General features: G+C 55.0%; 15 protein-coding genes, 4 tRNA genes, 3 rRNA genes and 1 riboswitch. Of the genes, 18 read left to right on the top strand and 4 right to left on the bottom strand.

Annotation, left to right across the window (positions count from 1 at the left end; genetic code table 11):
• The first annotated feature begins 23 nt into the window (after nt 1–23).
• Together fabR and EXW94_RS12700 are read left to right on the top strand one after the other, a co-directional pair.
• On the top strand, nt 24–662 hold the full coding sequence (fabR, locus tag EXW94_RS12705) for an HTH-type transcriptional repressor FabR (protein ID WP_008501784.1): 639 nt from the start codon (nt 24–26) through the stop codon (nt 660–662).
• Nucleotides 663–671: 9 nt separating this feature from the next.
• Entirely contained in the window at nt 672–1,031 is a 360-nt protein-coding gene (locus EXW94_RS12700) for a YijD family membrane protein (RefSeq protein WP_042713638.1), read from the top strand.
• A gap of 90 nt (nt 1,032–1,121) precedes the next feature.
• On the opposite strand, the gene trmA is transcribed toward EXW94_RS12700, so the two are convergent.
• A complete protein-coding gene (trmA, locus tag EXW94_RS12695; RefSeq protein WP_108417926.1) occupies nt 1,122–2,222 on the bottom strand; it encodes a tRNA (uridine(54)-C5)-methyltransferase TrmA in 1,101 nt (366 codons plus the stop codon).
• A 104-nt stretch (nt 2,223–2,326) separates the two neighbouring features.
• A riboswitch (cobalamin riboswitch) is annotated at nt 2,327–2,503 on the top strand.
• A gap of 65 nt (nt 2,504–2,568) precedes the next feature.
• On the opposite strand from trmA, the gene btuB reads away from it, so the two are divergent.
• From btuB to EXW94_RS12650, 9 genes are all read left to right on the top strand, one after another.
• The gene (gene btuB / locus EXW94_RS12690) at nt 2,569–4,416 is read left to right on the top strand and encodes a TonB-dependent vitamin B12 receptor BtuB (protein WP_089601528.1); all 1,848 of its coding nucleotides are present in this window, start codon (nt 2,569–2,571) and stop codon (nt 4,414–4,416) included.
• Entirely contained in the window at nt 4,361–5,212 is an 852-nt protein-coding gene (gene murI / locus EXW94_RS12685) for a glutamate racemase (RefSeq protein ID WP_089601530.1), read from the top strand. The genes btuB and murI overlap by 56 nt, the downstream gene beginning before the upstream one ends.
• A 381-nt stretch (nt 5,213–5,593) precedes the next feature.
• Nucleotides 5,594–7,133: ribosomal RNA gene (locus EXW94_RS12680) — 16S ribosomal RNA — on the top strand.
• Between the two features lie 68 nt (nt 7,134–7,201).
• A tRNA-Ile gene (locus tag EXW94_RS12675) sits at nt 7,202–7,278 on the top strand.
• A gap of 42 nt (nt 7,279–7,320) precedes the next feature.
• Nucleotides 7,321–7,396 (top strand) — tRNA-Ala (locus EXW94_RS12670).
• Between the two features lie 181 nt (nt 7,397–7,577).
• A 23S ribosomal RNA gene (locus EXW94_RS12665) occupies nt 7,578–10,482 on the top strand.
• 73 nt (nt 10,483–10,555) lie between these two features.
• Nucleotides 10,556–10,671, top strand: a 5S ribosomal RNA gene (rrf, locus tag EXW94_RS12660).
• The 16S, 23S and 5S rRNA genes sit together here with 4 tRNA genes alongside, the layout of an rRNA operon.
• A 56-nt stretch (nt 10,672–10,727) precedes the next feature.
• Nucleotides 10,728–10,804, top strand: a tRNA-Asp gene (locus tag EXW94_RS12655).
• 53 nt (nt 10,805–10,857) lie between these two features.
• A tRNA-Trp gene (locus tag EXW94_RS12650) sits at nt 10,858–10,933 on the top strand.
• 97 nt (nt 10,934–11,030) lie between these two features.
• Here the strand turns inward: EXW94_RS12650 and hdfR are convergent.
• Nucleotides 11,031–11,852: an HTH-type transcriptional regulator HdfR gene (gene hdfR / locus EXW94_RS12645; protein ID WP_089599716.1), complete on the bottom strand. Its 822-nt coding sequence runs from the start codon at nt 11,850–11,852 to the stop codon at nt 11,031–11,033.
• Between the two features lie 118 nt (nt 11,853–11,970).
• On the opposite strand from hdfR, the gene EXW94_RS12640 reads away from it, so the two are divergent.
• The gene (locus EXW94_RS12640; protein ID WP_008501577.1) at nt 11,971–12,309 is read left to right on the top strand and encodes a DUF413 domain-containing protein; all 339 of its coding nucleotides are present in this window, start codon (nt 11,971–11,973) and stop codon (nt 12,307–12,309) included.
• A 29-nt stretch (nt 12,310–12,338) separates the two neighbouring features.
• Here EXW94_RS12640 and EXW94_RS12635 read toward each other — a convergent pair whose 3' ends face one another.
• Entirely contained in the window at nt 12,339–13,859 is a 1,521-nt protein-coding gene (locus tag EXW94_RS12635; protein ID WP_010436661.1) for a YifB family Mg chelatase-like AAA ATPase, read from the bottom strand.
• Nucleotides 13,860–14,201: 342 nt separating this feature from the next.
• On the opposite strand from EXW94_RS12635, the gene ilvL reads away from it, so the two are divergent.
• The 6 genes from ilvL (at nt 14,202) to ilvA (ending at nt 20,753) form a co-directional block, all read left to right on the top strand.
• A complete protein-coding gene (gene ilvL / locus EXW94_RS12630; RefSeq protein ID WP_001311244.1) occupies nt 14,202–14,300 on the top strand; it encodes an ilv operon leader peptide in 99 nt (32 codons plus the stop codon).
• Between the two features lie 139 nt (nt 14,301–14,439).
• Nucleotides 14,440–16,086, top strand: a complete 1,647-nt coding sequence (ilvG, locus tag EXW94_RS12625) for an acetolactate synthase 2 catalytic subunit (protein ID WP_174340257.1) — start codon at nt 14,440–14,442, stop codon at nt 16,084–16,086.
• Nucleotides 16,083–16,346, top strand: a complete 264-nt coding sequence (gene ilvM / locus EXW94_RS12620; protein WP_006179206.1) for an acetolactate synthase 2 small subunit — start codon at nt 16,083–16,085, stop codon at nt 16,344–16,346. Before ilvG ends, ilvM begins: the two co-directional genes overlap by 4 nt.
• 19 nt (nt 16,347–16,365) lie before the next feature.
• Nucleotides 16,366–17,295 carry a branched-chain-amino-acid transaminase gene (gene ilvE, locus EXW94_RS12615; RefSeq protein WP_014885677.1) on the top strand — a complete coding sequence of 310 codons (930 nt, stop codon included), beginning with the start codon at nt 16,366–16,368 and terminating at the stop codon, nt 17,293–17,295.
• Between the two features lie 60 nt (nt 17,296–17,355).
• Nucleotides 17,356–19,206 carry a dihydroxy-acid dehydratase gene (gene ilvD / locus EXW94_RS12610; RefSeq protein ID WP_174340256.1) on the top strand — a complete coding sequence of 617 codons (1,851 nt, stop codon included), beginning with the start codon at nt 17,356–17,358 and terminating at the stop codon, nt 19,204–19,206.
• A 2-nt stretch (nt 19,207–19,208) separates the two neighbouring features.
• Nucleotides 19,209–20,753: a threonine ammonia-lyase, biosynthetic gene (gene ilvA / locus EXW94_RS12605; RefSeq protein ID WP_134348982.1), complete on the top strand. Its 1,545-nt coding sequence runs from the start codon at nt 19,209–19,211 to the stop codon at nt 20,751–20,753.
• 45 nt (nt 20,754–20,798) lie between these two features.
• Here ilvA and ilvY read toward each other — a convergent pair whose 3' ends face one another.
• Nucleotides 20,799–21,689 (bottom strand): HTH-type transcriptional activator IlvY, encoded by an 891-nt coding sequence (gene ilvY, locus EXW94_RS12600; RefSeq protein WP_010436673.1) that lies wholly within the window; start codon nt 21,687–21,689, stop codon nt 20,799–20,801.
• Between the last annotated feature and the right edge of the window lie 86 nt (nt 21,690–21,775).

Genomic DNA, 21,775 nt, shown 5'->3' with positions numbered 1-21,775 from the left:
GCCTTTGGAAGGATTCAACTATCGTGATGGGCGTAAGAGCACAACAAAAAGAGAAAACCCGGCGTTCGCTGGTGGAAGCCGCATTCAGTCAACTGAGTGCTGAGCGGAGTTTTGCCAGTTTGAGCCTGCGCGAAGTCGCACGCGAGGCCGGGATTGCGCCAACGTCCTTCTATCGTCACTTCCGTGATGTGGATGAACTGGGCCTTACCATGGTCGATGAGAGCGGGCTGATGCTGCGACAGCTGATGCGCCAGGCGCGTCAGCGTATCGCTAAAGGGGGCAGCGTGATCCGCACCTCCGTGTCGACCTTTATGGAATTTATCGGCAATAACCCCAACGCGTTTCGTCTGCTTCTGCGCGAGCGTTCGGGCACATCGGCGGCGTTTCGTGCCGCCGTCGCGCGTGAAATTCAGCACTTCATCGCGGAACTTGCCGACTATCTGGAACTCGAAAACCATATGCCGCGTGCGTTTACTGAAGCACAGGCCGAAGCCATGGTGACGATTGTTTTCAGCGCAGGTGCCGAAGCGCTGGATGTCAGCATTGAACAACGCAAGCAGCTCGAAGAGCGACTGGTATTGCAGCTGCGCATGATTTCGAAAGGTGCGTACTACTGGTATCGCCGTGAACAAGAGAAGTTGGCACATCAAACCGAAGAGTGAAGGTGAGTAATGAAACAGTCAGGTCAGGATAAAGGGACGCTGTTGCTGGCATTGATCGCTGGCTTATCCATTAATGGTACGTTTGCCGCTATTTTTAGCTCAATCGTGCCGTTTTCGATTTTCCCGCTTATTGCGCTGGTGCTGACGGTTTACTGCCTGCATCAACGTTACCTGAACCGCACCATGCCGGTGGGGTTACCGGGGCTGGCCGCTGCCTGCTTTATTCTGGGCGTCTTGCTGTATAGCACCGTGGTGCGTGCGGAGTATCCGGATATCGGCTCTAACTTCCTGCCGGCGGTACTGTCTGTGGCGCTGGTGTTCTGGATTGGTTCGCGCATGCGTAGCCGCAAGAGCCAGTTACCAGAGTAAAGGGTTTTGTCATTGTAGGCCGGATAAGCGAAGCGCCATCCGGCTTTTTTGGCAGGTGGCGCTTCGCTTACCTGCCCTACAAGGCCCACATTACTTCGCCGTGAGCAGTACGCCGCACTCCATATGGTGCGTATACGGGAACTGATCGAACAGCGCCAGACGTTCAACCTTGTGCGTCTGGCTCAATGTTTCGAGGTTCTTGCACAGCGTCTCCGGGTTACAGGAGATGTACAAAATGCGCGGGTACGCCTGCACCATCTTTTCGGTTTCGCTGTCCAGGCCACTGCGCGGCGGGTCGACAAAAATCGTCTCACACTGGTAGCTCTTCAGATCGATCCCTTCCAGGCGGTTAAACTGGCGTACGCCGTTCATCGCCTGCGTGAACTCTTCTGCCGCCATACGAATGATCTGCACGTTGTCGATATGGTTAGCAGCAATGTTGTACTGCGCGGCGGCAACCGACGGCTTGGCGATTTCCGTTGCCAGCACGCGATCGAAGTTACGCGCCAGCGCCAGCGAGAAGTTACCGTTACCGCAGTACAGTTCCAGCAGATCGCCCTTAGACCCTTCCGTCGCTTTCAGCGCCCATTCCAGCATCTGCACGTTCATTGCGGCGTTCGGCTGGGTGAAGCTGTTCTCGACCTGACGATACACCATCTCTTTACCCGCTACCGGCAGGCGCTCGTCGATGTAGTCCTGGTCGAGCATGATTTTAGTTTTAGTCGCGCGGCCAATCAGGTGAACGTTGATGTTCTGCGCGCGCAGCGCATCGCGCAGGGCTTCTGCCTGCTCGCGCCACTCGTCGTTCAAGGCTTTGTGATACAGCAGAGAGACAATCGCCTGATTGCTTTGCGTGGTCAGGTAGTCAATCTGGAACAGCTTGTTGCGCAGCACAGGGTTGTTGCGCACGCCGTCCATTATCAGCTTCATTAACTGGTTAATGAGCTCGCTCGCCGCCGGAAAGCTGTCCACGCGAATACGGGACTTCGTCTGCTGATCGAAAATGATGTGGTACAGATCGTCACCGTCGTGCCAGATGCGGAACTCGGCACGCATGCGGTAGTGGCTGACAGGAGAGCGGAACACCTCGGGAACGGGCGCGTTGAAAGGCGTCATCATACTTTGCAGGCGGACGACTTTCTCTGCCAGCTGCGCGTCGTACTGTTCTGTCGGGAGGTGTTCTGGGGTCATGATGCGTCCTGAGTGATAAAGAATTACGCGGGGATTGTAGGCATTGTTCAGGGGATGTCCAGATTTAATGGCCAATAGCTATCTGGACATCTATACGTGTCTAATTGTAGCATTCTGTTTCCGGTCTCCTGAGAGTGAAAAGGGAATCCAGTGTAAATCTGGAGCTGACGCGCAGCGGTAAAGACTGGCGGGATGAGAGTTGTAGACACTGTGAAAATGGGAAGTCTTCATCCGTATAACGCCACCTAGCCCGAAGACCTGCCGGGATCACGTCGCATTTGGTTTCATCATCGCGTGCTATAGATGAGGCCTGCGGCATCCTTCTTATATTGTGGATGCTTTAACAATGATTAAAAAAGTATCGCTGTTGACGGCGTTGTCCGTCACGGCATTTTCGGGCTGGGCGCAGGACAGTGCCGACTCGTTGGTGGTGACGGCAAATCGTTTTGAACAACCTGAAAAATCTGTTCTGGCTGCAACCTCGGTTGTAACGCGTGAAGATATTGATCGCTGGCAATCCACGACCGTTATCGATGTCATGCGCCGCTTGCCCGGCGTGGATACGGCGCAAAATGGCGGGATGGGGCAACTCTCTTCTCTCTTTATACGTGGCACCAACTCCAGTCACGTCCTGATTCTCGTCGATGGTATTCGCCTTAACCAGGCGGGTGTCACGGGATCGTCAGATCTCAGCCAGTTCCCGATCGCCCTGGTACAGCGAATTGAATACATTCGTGGACCACGTTCCGCTGTGTATGGCTCAGACGCGATTGGCGGCGTGGTGAACATTATCACCACGCGAGCAAAAGACGGTACAACGCTGAACGCGGGAGTAGGTTCGCACGGTTACCAAAATTATGGTGGCAGCACGCAGCAAACATTAGGCGACAGCACGCGCGTGACGCTGGCGGGTGATTACACCTATACCAAAGGTTTTGATGTGGTCGCGGACGGCAACAACGGTGGTCTTGCTCAGACCGATCGAGACGGGTATATGAATAAAACGCTATACGGCGCGCTGGAACATACATTCTCTGAGCAGTGGAGTGGCTTTGTGCGAGGTTATGGCTACAGTAACCGTACCGCTTATGACGGCTATTACAGCGCATTTACACCTGATGTGTTGGTTGATACCCGCCAGTTGTATAGTCAGACATGGGATGCCGGGTTGCGCTTTAACGAGGATATCTTCCATTCACAGTTGCTCTCCAGCTACAGCCACAGCAAAGACTTTAACTACGATCCGCATCTGGGGCGTTATGACTCCACGGCGACGCTGGATGAAATCAAACAGTACAACGTTCAGTGGACCAACTCCGTTGACGTCGGACACGGCAACATTGGCGCGGGTGTCGACTGGCAGAAACAGAGCACTGAACCCAACACAAACTATGTCACGAATGGCTACGACTTGCGTAATACGGGCGTCTATCTGACCGGGTTGCAAAAATTAGGCGACTTTACCCTCGAAGGAGCAGCCCGTAGCGACGATAACTCTCAGTTTGGTCGCCATGGTACCTGGCAGAGCAGTGCCGCCTGGGAATTCATTGAGGGTTATCGGTTTATCGCCTCTTACGGCACGGCATATAAAGCGCCTAATTTAGGGCAGCTTTACGGCTATTATGGCAACGACCATCTTGATCCAGAAGAAAGCAAGCAGTGGGAAGGTGCATTCGAGGGGCTTACGGCAGGTGTGAGCTGGCGTGTTTCCGCTTACCGTAACGATGTTGATAATCTTATCGACTTCAATAACAACCTCCAGGAATATTACAACGTCGGCAAAGCACGCATTAAAGGTGTAGAAGCCACGGCGTCATTTGACACTGGCCCGGTGATGCATACCGTCGGATATGACTATGTTGATGCGCGTAATGCGACGACCAACGAACTTCTTGATCGTCGTGCTAAGCAGCAGGTGAAGTACCAGCTCGATACCCAGATCTATGATCTCGACTGGAGCCTGACTTACCATTACCTGGGGACGCGTTACGACACCAACTTCGGAACCTATCCGTATCAAAAGGTTAAAATGGGCGGTGTAAGCCTGTGGGATGCCGCAGTTTCATATCCTGTCACCTCTCACCTCACAGTTCGTGGTAAAATAGCCAACCTGTTCGATAAAGATTACGAGACAGTTTATGGCTATCAAACTGCAGGACGGGAATACACCTTGTCTGGCAGCTACACCTTCTAATCCGCGTCCCACCGTGCTGGTGTTTGATTCCGGCGTCGGTGGGCTTTCGGTCTATGATGAGATTCGGCATCTGCTGCCGGATCTCCATTATATCTACGCCTTCGATAACGTCGCGTTCCCGTATGGGGAAAAGAGTGAAGACTTTATTGTGGAGCGTGTGGTTGAAATCGTCACTGCGGTTCAACAGCGCTATCCCCTGGCGCTGGCGGTTATTGCCTGCAATACGGCGAGCACGGTCTCCCTTCCTGCCCTGCGTGAAAAATTCCCGTTCCCGGTTGTGGGTGTTGTGCCTGCAATTAAACCCGCTGCACGTCTGACGGCGAATGGTATCGTCGGTTTGCTGGCCACGCGTGGCACGGTAAAACGTCCTTATACGCGCGAGCTCATTGACCGTTTCGCCAATGAGTGCCAGATCGCCATGCTGGGTTCGGCAGAACTGGTGGAGATGGCGGAAGCCAAGTTGCACGGAGAGGCGGTATCACTCGACGAGTTGCGTCGCATTCTTCGCCCGTGGCTGCGGATGCCGGAGCCACCGGATACGGTTGTGCTGGGCTGCACTCACTTCCCTCTATTACAGGAAGAACTGTTAGAGGTTCTCCCGGAAGGAACTCGGCTGGTGGATTCTGGTGCTGCCATTGCTCGACGCACGGCCTGGCTGCTGGAACATGAAGCGCCGGATGCAAAATCGTCTGACGCGAATATCGCTTTTTGTATGGCGATAACAAAAGAAACTGAGCAACTTTTACCCGTTTTACACCGTTATGGGTTTGAAACGCTCGAAAAACTGGCGCTCTGACACAGTTTTGCGCAAAAAAGAGACGGTTAAACGTTTTTTTTAAAAGAGGGGTTGTCAACGTCTGAGAACTCCCTATAATGCGCCTCCACTGACACGGAACAACGGCTTGCAGGCCGCCGGGTTAGCGGGGTTCAGAGATGGACGCCAACAGAGAAAAGTAAAAATAATTGCTTGACTCTGAATGAGGAAAACGTAATATACGGGACCTCGCAACGGTGAGCGAAAGCCGCGTTGCACTGCTCTTTAACAATTTATCAGACAATCTGTGTGGGCACTCAAAGTGACATGGATTCTTAATGTCTTCGGACAATAAATGAATACCAAGTCTCTGAGTGAACATACGTAATTCATTACGAAGTTTAATTCACGAGCATCAAACTTAAATTGAAGAGTTTGATCATGGCTCAGATTGAACGCTGGCGGCAGGCCTAACACATGCAAGTCGAGCGGTAACACAGGGAGCTTGCTCCTGGGTGACGAGCGGCGGACGGGTGAGTAATGTCTGGGAAACTGCCTGATGGAGGGGGATAACTACTGGAAACGGTAGCTAATACCGCATAATGTCGCAAGACCAAAGAGGGGGACCTTCGGGCCTCTTGCCATCAGATGTGCCCAGATGGGATTAGCTAGTAGGTGGGGTAACGGCTCACCTAGGCGACGATCCCTAGCTGGTCTGAGAGGATGACCAGCCACACTGGAACTGAGACACGGTCCAGACTCCTACGGGAGGCAGCAGTGGGGAATATTGCACAATGGGCGCAAGCCTGATGCAGCCATGCCGCGTGTATGAAGAAGGCCTTCGGGTTGTAAAGTACTTTCAGCGGGGAGGAAGGTGTTGAGGTTAATAACCTCAGCAATTGACGTTACCCGCAGAAGAAGCACCGGCTAACTCCGTGCCAGCAGCCGCGGTAATACGGAGGGTGCAAGCGTTAATCGGAATTACTGGGCGTAAAGCGCACGCAGGCGGTCTGTCAAGTCGGATGTGAAATCCCCGGGCTCAACCTGGGAACTGCATTCGAAACTGGCAGGCTAGAGTCTTGTAGAGGGGGGTAGAATTCCAGGTGTAGCGGTGAAATGCGTAGAGATCTGGAGGAATACCGGTGGCGAAGGCGGCCCCCTGGACAAAGACTGACGCTCAGGTGCGAAAGCGTGGGGAGCAAACAGGATTAGATACCCTGGTAGTCCACGCCGTAAACGATGTCGACTTGGAGGTTGTGCCCTTGAGGCGTGGCTTCCGGAGCTAACGCGTTAAGTCGACCGCCTGGGGAGTACGGCCGCAAGGTTAAAACTCAAATGAATTGACGGGGGCCCGCACAAGCGGTGGAGCATGTGGTTTAATTCGATGCAACGCGAAGAACCTTACCTACTCTTGACATCCAGAGAACTTTCCAGAGATGGATTGGTGCCTTCGGGAACTCTGAGACAGGTGCTGCATGGCTGTCGTCAGCTCGTGTTGTGAAATGTTGGGTTAAGTCCCGCAACGAGCGCAACCCTTATCCTTTGTTGCCAGCGGTTAGGCCGGGAACTCAAAGGAGACTGCCAGTGATAAACTGGAGGAAGGTGGGGATGACGTCAAGTCATCATGGCCCTTACGAGTAGGGCTACACACGTGCTACAATGGCGCATACAAAGAGAAGCGACCTCGCGAGAGCAAGCGGACCTCATAAAGTGCGTCGTAGTCCGGATTGGAGTCTGCAACTCGACTCCATGAAGTCGGAATCGCTAGTAATCGTAGATCAGAATGCTACGGTGAATACGTTCCCGGGCCTTGTACACACCGCCCGTCACACCATGGGAGTGGGTTGCAAAAGAAGTAGGTAGCTTAACCTTCGGGAGGGCGCTTACCACTTTGTGATTCATGACTGGGGTGAAGTCGTAACAAGGTAACCGTAGGGGAACCTGCGGTTGGATCACCTCCTTACCTTAAAGAACCTGCCTTTGTAGTGCTCACACAGATTGTCTGATGAAAATAGCAGTAAAAATCTCTGCAGGCTTGTAGCTCAGGTGGTTAGAGCGCACCCCTGATAAGGGTGAGGTCGGTGGTTCAAGTCCACTCAGGCCTACCAAACTCCTTTTAAAGGATGAGCGGTACAGAGATTGCAAACGATGGGGCTATAGCTCAGCTGGGAGAGCGCCTGCCTTGCACGCAGGAGGTCTGCGGTTCGATCCCGCATAGCTCCACCATCCTTTTACTGCGAACACAAGAAAACTTCAGAGTGAACCTGAAAAGGTGCACTGCGAAGTTTTGCTCTTTAAAAATCTGGATCAAGCTGAAAATTGAAACGACACACATGTTATGTGTGTTCGAGTCTCTCAAATTTTCGCAATTTGATGATGAATCGAAAGAAACATCTTCGGGTTGTGAGGTTAAGCGACTAAGCGTACACGGTGGATGCCCTGGCAGTCAGAGGCGATGAAGGACGTGCTAATCTGCGAAAAGCGCCGGCGAGGTGATATGAACCTTTGACCCGGCGATGTCCGAATGGGGAAACCCAGTGTGTTCCGACACACTATCGTTAACTGAATACATAGGTTAACGAGGCGAACCGGGGGAACTGAAACATCTAAGTACCCCGAGGAAAAGAAATCAACCGAGATTCCCCCAGTAGCGGCGAGCGAACGGGGAGCAGCCCAGAGTCTGAATCAGCTTGTGTGTTAGTGGAAGCGTCTGGAAAGTCGCAGGGTACAGGGTGATACTCCCGTACACGAAAGCACACTTGCTGTGAACTCGAAGAGTAGGGCGGGACACGTGGTATCCTGTCTGAATATGGGGGGACCATCCTCCAAGGCTAAATACTCCTGACTGACCGATAGTGAACCAGTACCGTGAGGGAAAGGCGAAAAGAACCCCGGCGAGGGGAGTGAAAAAGAACCTGAAACCGTGTACGTACAAGCAGTGGGAGCCTACTTGTTAGGTGACTGCGTACCTTTTGTATAATGGGTCAGCGACTTATATTCTGTAGCAAGGTTAACCGTATAGGGGAGCCGAAGGGAAACCGAGTCTTAACTGGGCGTTAAGTTGCAGGGTATAGACCCGAAACCCGGTGATCTAGCCATGGGCAGGTTGAAGGTTGGGTAACACTAACTGGAGGACCGAACCGACTAATGTTGAAAAATTAGCGGATGACTTGTGGCTGGGGGTGAAAGGCCAATCAAACCGGGAGATAGCTGGTTCTCCCCGAAAGCTATTTAGGTAGCGCCTCGTGAACTCATCTTCGGGGGTAGAGCACTGTTTCGGCTAGGGGGCCATCCCGGCTTACCAACCCGATGCAAACTACGAATACCGAAGAATGTTATCACGGGAGACACACGGCGGGTGCTAACGTCCGTCGTGAAGAGGGAAACAACCCAGACCGCCAGCTAAGGTCCCAAAGTCATGGTTAAGTGGGAAACGATGTGGGAAGGCACAGACAGCCAGGATGTTGGCTTAGAAGCAGCCATCATTTAAAGAAAGCGTAATAGCTCACTGGTCGAGTCGGCCTGCGCGGAAGATGTAACGGGGCTAAACCATGCACCGAAGCTGCGGCAGCGACACTATGTGTTGTTGGGTAGGGGAGCGTTCTGTAAGCCGTTGAAGGTGGCCTGTGAGGGTTGCTGGAGGTATCAGAAGTGCGAATGCTGACATAAGTAACGATAATGCGGGTGAAAAGCCCGCACGCCGGAAGACCAAGGGTTCCTGTCCAACGTTAATCGGGGCAGGGTGAGTCGACCCCTAAGGCGAGGCCGAAAGGCGTAGTCGATGGGAAACAGGTTAATATTCCTGTACTTGGTGTTACTGCGAAGGGGGGACGGAGAAGGCTATGTTAGCCGGGCGACGGTTGTCCCGGTTTAAGCATGTAGGCGGAGGTTCCAGGTAAATCCGGTACCTTATTAACGCTGAGGTGTGATGACGAGGCACTACGGTGCTGAAGTAACAAATGCCCTGCTTCCAGGAAAAGCCTCTAAGCATCAGGTAACATCAAATCGTACCCCAAACCGACACAGGTGGTCAGGTAGAGAATACCAAGGCGCTTGAGAGAACTCGGGTGAAGGAACTAGGCAAAATGGTGCCGTAACTTCGGGAGAAGGCACGCTGATATGTAGGTGAAGCCCCTGCGGGTGGAGCTGAAATCAGTCGAAGATACCAGCTGGCTGCAACTGTTTATTAAAAACACAGCACTGTGCAAACACGAAAGTGGACGTATACGGTGTGACGCCTGCCCGGTGCCGGAAGGTTAATTGATGGGGTTAGCGGCAACGCGAAGCTCTTGATCGAAGCCCCGGTAAACGGCGGCCGTAACTATAACGGTCCTAAGGTAGCGAAATTCCTTGTCGGGTAAGTTCCGACCTGCACGAATGGCGTAATGATGGCCAGGCTGTCTCCACCCGAGACTCAGTGAAATTGAACTCGCTGTGAAGATGCAGTGTACCCGCGGCAAGACGGAAAGACCCCGTGAACCTTTACTATAGCTTGACACTGAACACTGGTCCTTGATGTGTAGGATAGGTGGGAGGCTTTGAAGCGTGGACGCCAGTCTGCGTGGAGCCGCCCTTGAAATACCACCCTTTAATGGCTGGTGTTCTAACGTAGACCCGTAATCCGGGTTGCGGACAGTGTCTGGTGGGTAGTTTGACTGGGGCGGTCTCCTCCCAAAGAGTAACGGAGGAGCACGAAGGTTAGCTAATCCTGGTCGGACATCAGGAGGTTAGTGCAATGGCATAAGCTAGCTTGACTGCGAGAGTGACGGCTCGAGCAGGTGCGAAAGCAGGTCATAGTGATCCGGTGGTTCTGAATGGAAGGGCCATCGCTCAACGGATAAAAGGTACTCCGGGGATAACAGGCTGATACCGCCCAAGAGTTCATATCGACGGCGGTGTTTGGCACCTCGATGTCGGCTCATCACATCCTGGGGCTGAAGTAGGTCCCAAGGGTATGGCTGTTCGCCATTTAAAGTGGTACGCGAGCTGGGTTTAGAACGTCGTGAGACAGTTCGGTCCCTATCTGCCGTGGGCGCTGGAGAATTGAGGGGGGCTGCTCCTAGTACGAGAGGACCGGAGTGGACGCATCACTGGTGTTCGGGTTGTCATGCCAATGGCATTGCCCGGTAGCTAAATGCGGAAGAGATAAGTGCTGAAAGCATCTAAGCACGAAACTTGCCCCGAGATGAGTTCTCCCTGACCCTTTAAGGGTCCTGAAGGAACGTTGAAGACTACGACGTTGATAGGTCGGGTGTGTAAGCGCAGCGATGCGTTGAGCTAACCGATACTAATGAACCGTGAGGCTTAACCTTACAACGCCGAAGGTGTTTTGGCGAAGAGACAGACACGATATTTTCAGCTTTGATACAGATTTAACAGAATTTGCCTGGCGGCTTTAGCGCGGTGGTCCCACCTGACCCCATGCCGAACTCAGAAGTGAAACGCCGTAGCGCCGATGGTAGTGTGGGGTCTCCCCATGTGAGAGTAGGGAACTGCCAGGCATCAAATTAAGTAGTAAGCCGGTGCATTAATCCGGTGGTTACAAGCAGTCTTCGGTGGAGCGGTAGTTCAGTCGGTTAGAATACCTGCCTGTCACGCAGGGGGTCGCGGGTTCGAGTCCCGTCCGTTCCGCCACTTATTAAGACATCAAGCCTGCCTTTTAGGCAGGCTTGATGGTAAGAAACTTTAGGGGCGTAGCTCAGTTGGTAGAGCACCGGTCTCCAAAACCGGGTGTCGCGAGTTCGAGTCTCTCCGCCCCTGCCATATAGAATCCTTTGCTTCGGCAAAGGATTTTTTTTTGCCTGTAATACGACAAACACCTCTTCTAATAAGAAGCCTGCATCTCTGCAGGCTTTTTGCGTTAGTCCATGATATTGATTTTTAGAAGATCTTTAATCTGCGACTGCTTATCGCTGTTCTGCAGCCAAATAGCATATAACGGTCTGGAGAGCGTCGTGGAATCTGCGACGGTATGCAGACCCGGTCTGCTGTCTGCCCAGCGAGTAGGTAGCCAGGTGCAGCCCTTTAATAAAGGCAACTGCTGGCAGGCAATCTCCGCAGAGCTTGTTGTTAACTGGGGAACATCATCGCTGGCAATCAACCCAGACTCATGTTGCTGGAAATCCGGGCCCCATTCCAGACGCAGATAACTCAGATCGGCTTTCATCATTGACGGCTCAGACGCATAAAGCGCAAGACCAAACTGCCCTACGATCTGGCTGCTAAATTCGTCCATCTTGGGGGCTTCAGTCGTGATCAGAAGATCAAGTTGGCGCTCATGGAGTTGCTTAACGAGCGACTGACGTTGCGCAATTCTGGCCTCAAATTGCAGATGCCCGTGTGAATGATACAACCGGCTCAACCATTGACTGAGCATGCATTCCCACAGGGATGCGCTGGCCCCAATCGAGAATTCATTGTGTCTTGAGGTATGCGCAACCTCTTTACGTGCCGCTTGCCAGGTGTTCATCAATGTCTCCGCATACGGAAGCAGTTTTTCACCGGCAGGCGTGAGGCGGATATTGTTGCGATGGCGGGTAAAAAGATTCACACCCAGTTGATTTTCCAGCTGTCGAATACGAAAACTGACTGCTGACTGCGTCAGGTAAAGGGCTTCAGCGGCTCGCCCGAAGTGACGCGTTCTGCTCACTTCAAGGAAAGTTTTTAGCAATTCCGTATCCACATCTTTCTCCACAAAATTATTTGTCGTTATGATTTAAATGTTTTGTTTTACACTCTGTCAAGCGTAACTAATACTCCGCGCCATAAATAGCTCGGCCAAAGAATTAGGAGCGTGTAGGATGGCGGAAAGCTTTACGACGACTAATCGTTTTTTCGACAATAAACATTATCCGCGCGGGTTCTCTCGTCACGGCGATTTCACCATCAAAGAAGCTCAACTGCTTGAGCGCCATGGTTATGCCTTTAACGAGCTGGATCTGGGTAAGCGTGAACCTGCTACCGAAGACGAAAAACAGTTTGTTTCTGTGTGCCGTGGTGAGCGTGAGCCGCAGTCTGAAGCAGAACGTGTATGGATCAAGTATATGGCACGCATTAAGCGTCCAAAGCGCTTCCATACGCTGTCTGGCGGTAAGCCGCAGATGGAAGGTGCAGAAGACTACACCGAGTCTGACGACTAAGATGGTGAGAAGGGGCTACGGCCCCTTTTTTATGCCAGCAACTTCTGCAGATGCAGCAGCAAACGGTCAATAGCGCGATAGCTCAGCGCTTCCTGCAAATGTTTCCTTTCAATGTCAGTACAGCCCTCCACGTCAGCAATGGTTCTGGCCACTTTCAACAGACGCTGCCACGCACGTATGGACAGCCCAAACCGCGTCAACGTCTCTTCCAGCCACCCCGCATCCTCACCGTTAAGTGAACAAAACTGTCGGATCCCGGCATTATCCAGCCGCGCATTCAGTCTGTTCTGACGAGCATACTGTCGCGCCTGCGCCGCGATAACCCGCTCGCGAACATTCGCAGAGCACTCACTCTGTATACCCGTCTGCCTGAGTATGCCAGGCGGTGGAAGCGGGATTTCCAGTGATAAATCGAAACGATCGAGGAACGGGCCGGACAGCTTTCCCAGATAGCGCAGCGTCTGCTCTGGCGTACAGCGGTTATGATTCCCCTGATAGTGTCCCGTGGGGCTGGGGTTCATCGCCGCGACGAGCTGAAACCTGGCGGGATAGCTTATTTTGGCACGCGTGCGTGAGATATGTATCTCGCCGGATTCAATGGGTTCCCTCAGTGCATCCAGCACGCGGCGCTCAAATTCAGGCAGCTCATCGAGAAACAGAATGCCATTGTGCGCCAGTGAGATCTCACCCGGCCCCGGAATAGACCCACCGCCGACCATTGCCGTCAGTGAAGCGCTATGATGCGGGGAACGAAAAGGACGTCGACGCCACTGTTTTTGCAGCGACGTAGAACCGATCAGGCTATATATCGCGGCGCTTTCCAGCGCTTCATGATTATTAAGCGGTGGGAGCAACCCACTCAACCTGCTCGCCAGCATGGTTTTACCCGTACCCGGTGGGCCAATCAGCAGAAGATTGTGTCCACCCGCCGCCGTGATCTCCAGCGCCCGTTTCCCTTGCTCCTGTCCCATAATCTCGCTGAGATCCTCTGGTACATCCGTTACCTCATCGTCACACTCCTCCGGTTCGGACAGCTCATGTCGCCCTTCCAGCCAGGCACACACTTCCTGAAGATGCCCCGCTATAAGGCATCCCTTTTCTGCAATAAGACTCACCTCTGATGCGTTTTCATTGGCGACAATGATTTGCCGCCCAGCACGGATTGCCTCCAGCGCTCCGGATATTGCACCGGGAACGCCTCTTAACGCGCCTGTGAGCGCGAGTTCGCCCACGAACTCGTACGAGCCTAGCCTGGTTGTATTAAGCTGCTCAGAAGCCGCGAGAAGCGCAATCGCGATAGGTAAATCGTATCGTCCCCCCTCTTTGGGTAGATCGGCGGGGGCAAGGTTGATGGTGATCTTCTTCGCGGGGAAGGTATAACCGCTATTTATTATTGCGCTGCGAACGCGATCCCTCGCCTCTTTAACCGTCGTTTCCGGTAGCCCGACAAGCGTGAGTCCCGGCAGCCCATTACTCAAATGAACCTCTACGGAAATCAGCGGTGCCTTCACCCCGAGAGCCGCACGCGTATAAACAACTGACAGTGACATTTGCACTACCTCCTGGTGTGACTATGCCAGCGCCTGCATGGACTTTTTAGCGTCATTTTGTGAATTTACGGCACCTGTTCAGGTATTTTCATGCCGCATTCATACCATTGCATAATCATGGAAGCCTTCTCGCAGAACGTAAAAAACCGCGTTTTGACGCTGTAGTCCGCCGTGAAAAAAATGAAAAATATTCATTTTCTATTTTCCTCATATAAAACAACGATTTTAAGAAATATGATTTGCTGGCTAATCAAGTGAGCCATAAATAAATCTTGTGTTTGTTTTGAATTCTGTGATAACTCTTTAGGTATTCCTTCGAACAAGATGCAGAAAGAACTGAAAATGACAGCCCTTCTACGAGTGATTAGCCTGGTCGTGATTAGCGTGGTGGTGATTATTATCCCACCGTGCGGGGCTGCACTTGGACGAGGAAAGGCTTAGAAATCAAGCCTTAACGAACTAAGACCCCCGCACCGAAAGGTCCGGGGGTTTTTTTATGACTAAAAAACGTAAACGAGGAGCAGAGCATGACGACTAGCACAAAATTCTGTTTCTCCAGTTTTATGACGGGGAACTAACTATGAATGGGGCACAATGGGTTGTACATGCGTTGCGCGCGCAGGGAGTGGAAACCGTATTCGGTTATCCGGGTGGCGCAATTATGCCGATTTACGATGCACTGTATGACGGCGGCGTGGAACACCTGTTGTGCCGACACGAGCAGGGTGCAGCGATGGCGGCCATTGGTTACGCTCGTGCCACGGGCAAAACCGGTGTCTGCATGGCCACTTCAGGCCCAGGCGCAACTAACTTAATCACCGGTCTGGCGGATGCCCTGCTGGATTCCGTTCCCGTTGTCGCCATCACCGGCCAGGTGGCGTCTCCGTTCATCGGTACCGATGCTTTCCAGGAAGTCGACGTCCTTGGTTTATCGTTGGCCTGCACCAAACACAGCTTCCTCGTCCAGTCTCTGGAAGAGCTGCCGCGCGTAATGGCAGAAGCGTTCGAAGTGGCAAGCTCCGGTCGTCCTGGTCCGGTTCTGGTCGATATCCCGAAAGATATCCAGGTGGCACTCGGCGATCTGGAACCGCACTTCTCCACCGTTGAAAGCGACGATGCGTTTCCGGATGCGGCAGTTGAAGAGGCCCGTCAGATGCTGGCGCAGGCGAAAAAGCCGATGCTGTACGTCGGCGGTGGCGTCGGCATGGCGCAGGCCGTTCCAGCCCTGCGCGAATTTATCGCAACAACGCAGATGCCAGCGACCTGCACGTTGAAAGGTCTGGGTGCCGTTGACGCGAACTACCCATACTATCTGGGCATGCTGGGGATGCACGGCACCAAAGCGGCAAACCTGGCGGTGCAGGAGTGCGATCTGCTCATCGCCGTAGGCGCCCGTTTTGACGACCGCGTCACCGGCAAGCTGAATACCTTTGCGCCGAACGCCAAAGTCATCCATATGGATATCGACCCGGCGGAGATGAACAAGCTGCGTCAGGCGCACGTCGCGCTGCAGGGCGATCTCAACGCGCTGTTACCGGCACTGCAGCAGCCGCTGGATATCAACGCGTGGCGTCAGCACACCGCAGACATGCGCGCCGAGCACGCCTGGCGTTACGACCATCCCGGCGAGGCCATCTACGCACCGCTGCTGTTGAAGCAGCTGTCCGACCGTAAACCGGCTGACAGCGTCGTCACAACCGACGTAGGCCAGCACCAGATGTGGTCCGCGCAGCACATGACCTACACCCGCCCGGAAAACTTCATCACCTCCAGCGGGTTAGGGACGATGGGCTTCGGTCTGCCAGCAGCCGTTGGCGCGCAGGTTGCCCGCCCGAACGATACCGTTATCTGTATCTCCGGTGACGGCTCCTTCATGATGAACGTTCAGGAGCTCGGCACCGTTAAGCGTAAGCAGTTGCCGCTGAAAATCGTCTTGCTCGACAACCAGCGTTTAGGGATGGTTCGCCAGTGGCAGCAGCTGTTCTTCCAGGAGCGTTACAGCGAAACGACGCTCACCGATAACCCCGATTTCCTCACCCTGGCCAGCGCCTTTGGCATCCCTGGCCAGCACATCACCCGTAAAGATCAGGTTGAAGCGGCGCTCGACACCATGCTGAACAGCGATGGGCCTTACCTGCTTCATGTCTCAATCGACGAACTCGAGAACGTCTGGCCGTTGGTACCGCCTGGTGCCAGTAACTCACAAATGATGGAGAAATTATCATGATGCAGCATCAGGTCGCCGTACAGGCTCGCTTCAACCCGGAAACCTTAGAGCGCGTTTTGCGCGTGGTGCGTCATCGTGGTTTTCAGATTTGCTCTATGAATATGGAAACGGCCACAGACGCCCAGAACATCAGTATCGAATTAACCGTTGCCAGCCCGCGGTCGGTCGACTTACTGTTTAGCCAATTATCAAAACTGGTAGACGTTGCCCATGTTGCCATCTGCCAGAGCACAACCACATCACAACAAATCCGCGCTTAAGCGTGACAGGACGAAAAAAATGACGACAAAAAAAGCTGATTACATTTGGTTCAACGGTGAGATGGTTCGCTGGGAGGACGCGAAGGTCCACGTGATGTCCCACGCGCTGCACTACGGTACCTCCGTGTTTGAAGGCATCCGTTGCTACGACTCTCACAAAGGACCAGTGGTGTTCCGCCATCGCGAACACATGCAGCGTCTGCATGACTCAGCCAAAATTTATCGTTTCCCGGTTTCTCAAAGCGTTGATGAGCTGATGGAAGCCTGTCGCGAAGTGATCCGTAAAAACAACCTGACCAGCGCCTATATTCGTCCGCTGGTCTTCGTGGGCGACGTCGGCATGGGCGTGAACCCGCCAGCCGGTTACAACACCGATGTGATCATTGCCGCGTTCCCATGGGGTGCCTACCTGGGTGCTGAAGCCCTGGAGCAGGGGATCGACGCAATGGTCTCTTCCTGGAACCGCGTGGCGCCAAACACCATCCCGACAGCCGCGAAAGCGGGCGGCAACTACCTTTCTTCCCTGCTGGTCGGTAGCGAAGCGCGCCGCCACGGCTATCAGGAAGGTATCGCCCTGGACGTGAATGGCTACATCTCTGAAGGTGCGGGCGAAAACCTGTTTGAAGTGAAAGACGGCATCCTCTTCACGCCGCCGTTCACCTCGTCCGCGCTGCCGGGCATCACCCGTGACGCCATCATCAAGCTGGCGAAAGATCTGGGTATCGAAGTGCGCGAGCAGGTGCTGTCCCGCGAATCCCTGTATCTGGCTGATGAAGTGTTCATGTCCGGTACCGCGGCTGAAATCACGCCGGTGCGCAGCGTAGACGGTATCCAGGTGGGCGAAGGCCGCTGTGGCCCGGTCACCAAACGTATTCAGCAAGCGTTCTTTGGCCTCTTCACCGGCGAAACAGAAGATAAATACGGCTGGTTGGATCAGGTTAATCACTAAGTATAAATTTGGGACGGCACGCACCGTCCCATTAAATAGTCAGACGGGAGTAAATAAAGCATGCCTAAGTATCGTTCAGCCACCACCACCCACGGCCGTAATATGGCGGGTGCCCGCGCACTGTGGCGCGCCACCGGAATGACCGACGCCGATTTCGGCAAGCCGATTATCGCCGTAGTGAACTCCTTCACCCAGTTCGTACCGGGCCACGTGCACCTGCGCGATCTCGGCAAGCTGGTTGCCGAGCAAATCGAAGCCTCCGGCGGCGTGGCGAAAGAGTTCAACACCATTGCGGTGGATGACGGTATCGCGATGGGGCACGGGGGCATGCTCTATTCACTGCCATCGCGCGAGCTGATCGCCGACTCGGTTGAGTACATGGTTAACGCCCACTGCGCCGATGCGATGGTCTGCATCTCCAACTGCGACAAAATTACCCCGGGGATGCTGATGGCCTCCCTGCGCCTGAATATTCCGGTGATCTTCGTCTCCGGCGGTCCAATGGAAGCGGGGAAAACAAAACTCTCCGACAAAATCATCAAGCTCGACCTGGTCGATGCGATGATCCAGGGCGCTGACCCGAAAGTCTCTGACGAGCAGAGCGACCAGGTTGAGCGCTCCGCGTGTCCGACCTGCGGCTCCTGTTCCGGTATGTTTACCGCCAACTCCATGAACTGCCTGACCGAAGCGCTGGGTCTTTCTCAGCCGGGTAACGGCTCGCTGCTGGCGACCCACGCCGACCGCAAACAGCTGTTCCTTAACGCCGGTAAGCGCATCGTTGAATTGACTAAACGCTACTACGAGCAGGACGATGCCAGCGCGCTGCCGCGCAACATTGCCAGCAAAGCCGCGTTTGAGAACGCCATGACGCTGGATATCGCCATGGGCGGTTCCACCAACACCGTTCTGCATCTGCTGGCCGCCGCGCAGGAAGCCGAAATCGACTTCACTATGAGCGACATCGACAAGCTGTCCCGTAAAGTGCCGCAGCTGTGTAAAGTCGCGCCGAGTACCCAGAAATATCATATGGAGGACGTACACCGCGCGGGCGGCGTGCTGGGCATTCTGGGCGAGCTGGATCGTGCGGGCCTGATGAACCGTGAAGTGAAAAACGTGCTCGGCCTGACGCTGCCGGAGTCGCTGGACCAGTACGACGTGATGCTGACCAAAGACGACGCGGTGAAAAAGATGTTCCGCGCGGGCCCTGCCGGCATCCGTACCACTCAGGCATTCTCCCAGGACTGTCGTTGGGACACCCTGGACGATGACCGCGCCGAAGGCTGTATCCGCTCGCTGGAGCACGCCTACAGCAAAGACGGCGGTCTGGCCGTGCTGTACGGTAACTTTGCGGAAAACGGCTGCATCGTGAAAACCGCAGGCGTGGATGACAGCATCCTGAAATTCACCGGTCCAGCGAAAGTGTACGAAAGCCAGGATGAAGCGGTAGACGCGATTCTCGGCGGCAAAGTGGTGGAAGGCGACGTGGTTGTCATTCGCTACGAAGGGCCGAAAGGCGGTCCGGGCATGCAGGAGATGCTCTACCCAACCACCTTCCTGAAATCCATGGGACTCGGTAAGGCGTGTGCGCTGATCACCGACGGGCGTTTCTCCGGCGGCACCTCCGGCCTCTCCATCGGCCACGTTTCGCCGGAAGCGGCAAGCGGCGGCAACATTGCGATCATCGAAGACGGCGATCTTATCGAAATCGACATTCCGAATCGCGGCATTCAGCTCAAGCTGAGTGACCAGGAAATTGCGGCCCGTCGTGAAGCGCAGGAAGCCCGCGGCGATAAAGCCTGGACGCCGAAAGACCGCCAGCGCCAAGTCTCCTTCGCCCTGCGCGCCTACGCGAGCCTTGCCACCAGTGCAGATAAAGGCGCGGTGCGCGATAAATCTAAACTTGGGGGCTAATGATGGCCGAGTCACAACCCTTATCCGCCGCCCCCGAGGGGGCGGAGTATCTGAGAGCGGTGCTACGCGCGCCGGTCTATGAAGCCGTGCAGGTCACGCCCCTGCAGAAAATGGAAAAACTCTCTTCGCGCCTCGACAACGTCATTCTGGTGAAGCGCGAAGACCGTCAGCCGGTGCACAGCTTCAAGCTGCGCGGCGCCTACGCGATGATGGCCGGGCTGACCGACGAGCAGAAAGCGCGCGGCGTGATTACCGCCTCGGCGGGCAACCACGCCCAGGGCGTGGCGTTCTCGTCTGCCCGTCTGGGACTGAAGGCACTGATCGTGATGCCGGTCGCTACCGCAGACATCAAAGTCGACGCGGTGCGCGGTTTCGGCGGCGAAGTGCTGCTCCACGGGGCTAACTTCGACGAAGCCAAAGCCAAAGCGATCGAGCTGGCGCAGCAGCAGGGTTTCACCTGGGTGCCGCCGTTTGATCATCCGATGGTGATTGCCGGGCAGGGCACGCTGGCGCTTGAGCTGCTGCAGCAGGATGCCCATCTCGACCGCGTGTTTGTGCCGGTCGGCGGCGGTGGCCTGGCTGCGGGCGTCGCGGTGCTGATCAAACAGCTGATGCCGCAGATCAAAGTCATCGCCGTTGAAGCGGAAGACTCTGCCTGCCTTAAGGCGGCGCTGGATGCGGGTCATCCGGTAGATCTGCCGCGCGTCGGGCTGTTTGCCGAGGGCGTGGCGGTGAAGCGCATTGGGGATGAAACCTTCCGCCTGTGCCAGGAATATCTCGACGACATCATCACCGTTGATAGCGACGCCATCTGCGCGGCGATGAAAGATCTGTTCGAGGATGTGCGTGCGGTGGCGGAACCTTCCGGCGCGCTGGCGCTGGCGGGCATGAAAAAATACATCGCGCAGCACAATATTCGCGGCGAGCGGCTGGCGCACGTGCTGTCTGGTGCAAACGTGAACTTCCACGGTCTGCGCTACGTTTCCGAGCGCTGCGAGCTGGGCGAACAGCGTGAAGCGCTGCTGGCGGTGACCATTCCGGAAGAGAAGGGCAGCTTCCTGAAGTTCTGCCAGCTGCTGGGCGGCCGTTCGGTGACGGAGTTTAACTACCGTTTTGCCGATGCCAAAGATGCTTGCATTTTTGTCGGCGTGCGTCTGAGCCGCGGCGTAGAGGAGCGCAAAGAGATCCTCAACCTGCTGCATGAGGGAGGCTATAGCGTGGTCGATCTCTCTGACGACGAGATGGCAAAGCTGCACGTGCGCTACATGGTCGGCGGGCGTCCATCGAAGCCGCTCAGGGAACGCCTGTTCAGCTTTGAGTTCCCGGAATCGCCGGGCGCGCTGCTCAAGTTCCTGCATACTCTTGGAACACACTGGAACATCTCTTTGTTCCACTACCGCAGCCACGGCACCGACTACGGCCGCGTGCTGGCGGCGTTCGAACTGGGCGAACACGAGCCGGATTTCGAAACGCGGCTGAACGAGCTAGGCTATGAGTGTCACGACGAAACCCATAACCCGGCCTTCCGTTTCTTCCTCGCGGGCTAAGGGCTGAGCTGCGTGTAGGCCGGGTAAGCGCAGCGCCACCCGGCTTTAGTGGTTCGGCAATATCTTCCAGAATGCATCAATAAGCGGCTCATGCAGCCGCTTTTTTTGTGCGCACACGCCAAGCTCAAACGGCGTCTTCTCGTCGCTGCGCTCTAAAATCATCACGCGATTGCGCACCGGCTCCGGGCTGTTGTCCAGCACCACTTCCGGTAGCAGCGCCACGCCGCAGCCGAGCGCCACCATCGACACCATCGCCTCATGGCCGCCGACCGTGGCGTAAATCGACGGGTTGCTGATCTTCTGGCGGCGGAACCACAGCTCAATGCGGCGGCGCACCGGCCCCTGATCGGCCATGATAAACGGCACCGTGGACCAGTCCGGTTTTTCCACCGACACCTGATTACGCACCGGGCAGGGCAGCGCCGGGGCAATCAACACCACCGCCAGATTTTCCAGCATGGAGAACGCCACCGCGCCCGGCAGGGTTTCGGGTTTCCCGGCAATGGCGAGATCCGCTTCGCCCGTCACCACTTTTTCCATTGCGTCGGCGGCATCGCCGGTGGTGAGCTTAATTTCGACCGACGGATGCGCCGCGCGGAAGCGGTCGAGAATGGGCGGCAGATGGCTATAGGCGGCGGTCACGGAGCAGAAAATATGCAGCTCGCCGGAAAGCGACGGCCCTTGCTGGTCGATGGTGTGTCGCAGCTGCTGGTACTGCAACAAGGTCTGCTGGGCAAAGACGCGCAGTTCTTCACCGGCCTCCGTCAGCGTGACGGTGCGGTTATCGCGCACGAACAGCGGCTGGCCGAGGTCTTCCTCAAGGCGCTGGATCTGGCGCGAAAGCGTGGAGGGGCTGACGTGCATCGCCCGGGCGCTGCGGCCAAAGTGACGGCTTTCCGCCAGGTGCAGGAACATTTTCAGATCGCGTAAATCCACCGATTCCACTCCCTCTTTTTACATTGCAAAAACTGCAACGTGATGTTGTGAATATATCAATTTCCGCAATAAATTTCCTGTTGTAA

The sequence above is a fragment of the Enterobacter sp. JMULE2 genome (genome assembly GCF_013337145.1).
In the GTDB taxonomy this organism is placed as follows: Bacteria; Pseudomonadota; Gammaproteobacteria; order Enterobacterales; family Enterobacteriaceae; genus Enterobacter; species Enterobacter mori.
This window is presented reverse-complemented; position numbering and strand designations above follow the sequence as displayed.

Excerpts from the sequence above, each read along its gene's own strand:
- ilvE (WP_014885677.1), top strand. The coding sequence starts at position 16,366 with ATGACGACAAAAAAAGCTGATTACATTTGGTTCAACGGTGAGATGGTT.
- ilvD (WP_174340256.1), top strand. The coding sequence starts at position 17,356 with ATGCCTAAGTATCGTTCAGCCACCACCACCCACGGCCGTAATATGGCG.
- ilvA (WP_134348982.1), top strand. The coding sequence starts at position 19,209 with ATGGCCGAGTCACAACCCTTATCCGCCGCCCCCGAGGGGGCGGAGTAT.
- EXW94_RS12700 (WP_042713638.1), top strand. The coding sequence starts at position 672 with ATGAAACAGTCAGGTCAGGATAAAGGGACGCTGTTGCTGGCATTGATC.
- murI (WP_089601530.1), top strand. The coding sequence starts at position 4,361 with ATGGCTATCAAACTGCAGGACGGGAATACACCTTGTCTGGCAGCTACA.
- btuB (WP_089601528.1), top strand. The coding sequence starts at position 2,569 with ATGATTAAAAAAGTATCGCTGTTGACGGCGTTGTCCGTCACGGCATTT.
- trmA (WP_108417926.1), bottom strand. The coding sequence starts at position 2,222 with ATGACCCCAGAACACCTCCCGACAGAACAGTACGACGCGCAGCTGGCA.
- ilvM (WP_006179206.1), top strand. The coding sequence starts at position 16,083 with ATGATGCAGCATCAGGTCGCCGTACAGGCTCGCTTCAACCCGGAAACC.
- ilvL (WP_001311244.1), top strand. The coding sequence starts at position 14,202 with ATGACAGCCCTTCTACGAGTGATTAGCCTGGTCGTGATTAGCGTGGTG.
- EXW94_RS12635 (WP_010436661.1), bottom strand. The coding sequence starts at position 13,859 with ATGTCACTGTCAGTTGTTTATACGCGTGCGGCTCTCGGGGTGAAGGCA.
- EXW94_RS12640 (WP_008501577.1), top strand. The coding sequence starts at position 11,971 with ATGGCGGAAAGCTTTACGACGACTAATCGTTTTTTCGACAATAAACAT.
- ilvG (WP_174340257.1), top strand. The coding sequence starts at position 14,440 with ATGAATGGGGCACAATGGGTTGTACATGCGTTGCGCGCGCAGGGAGTG.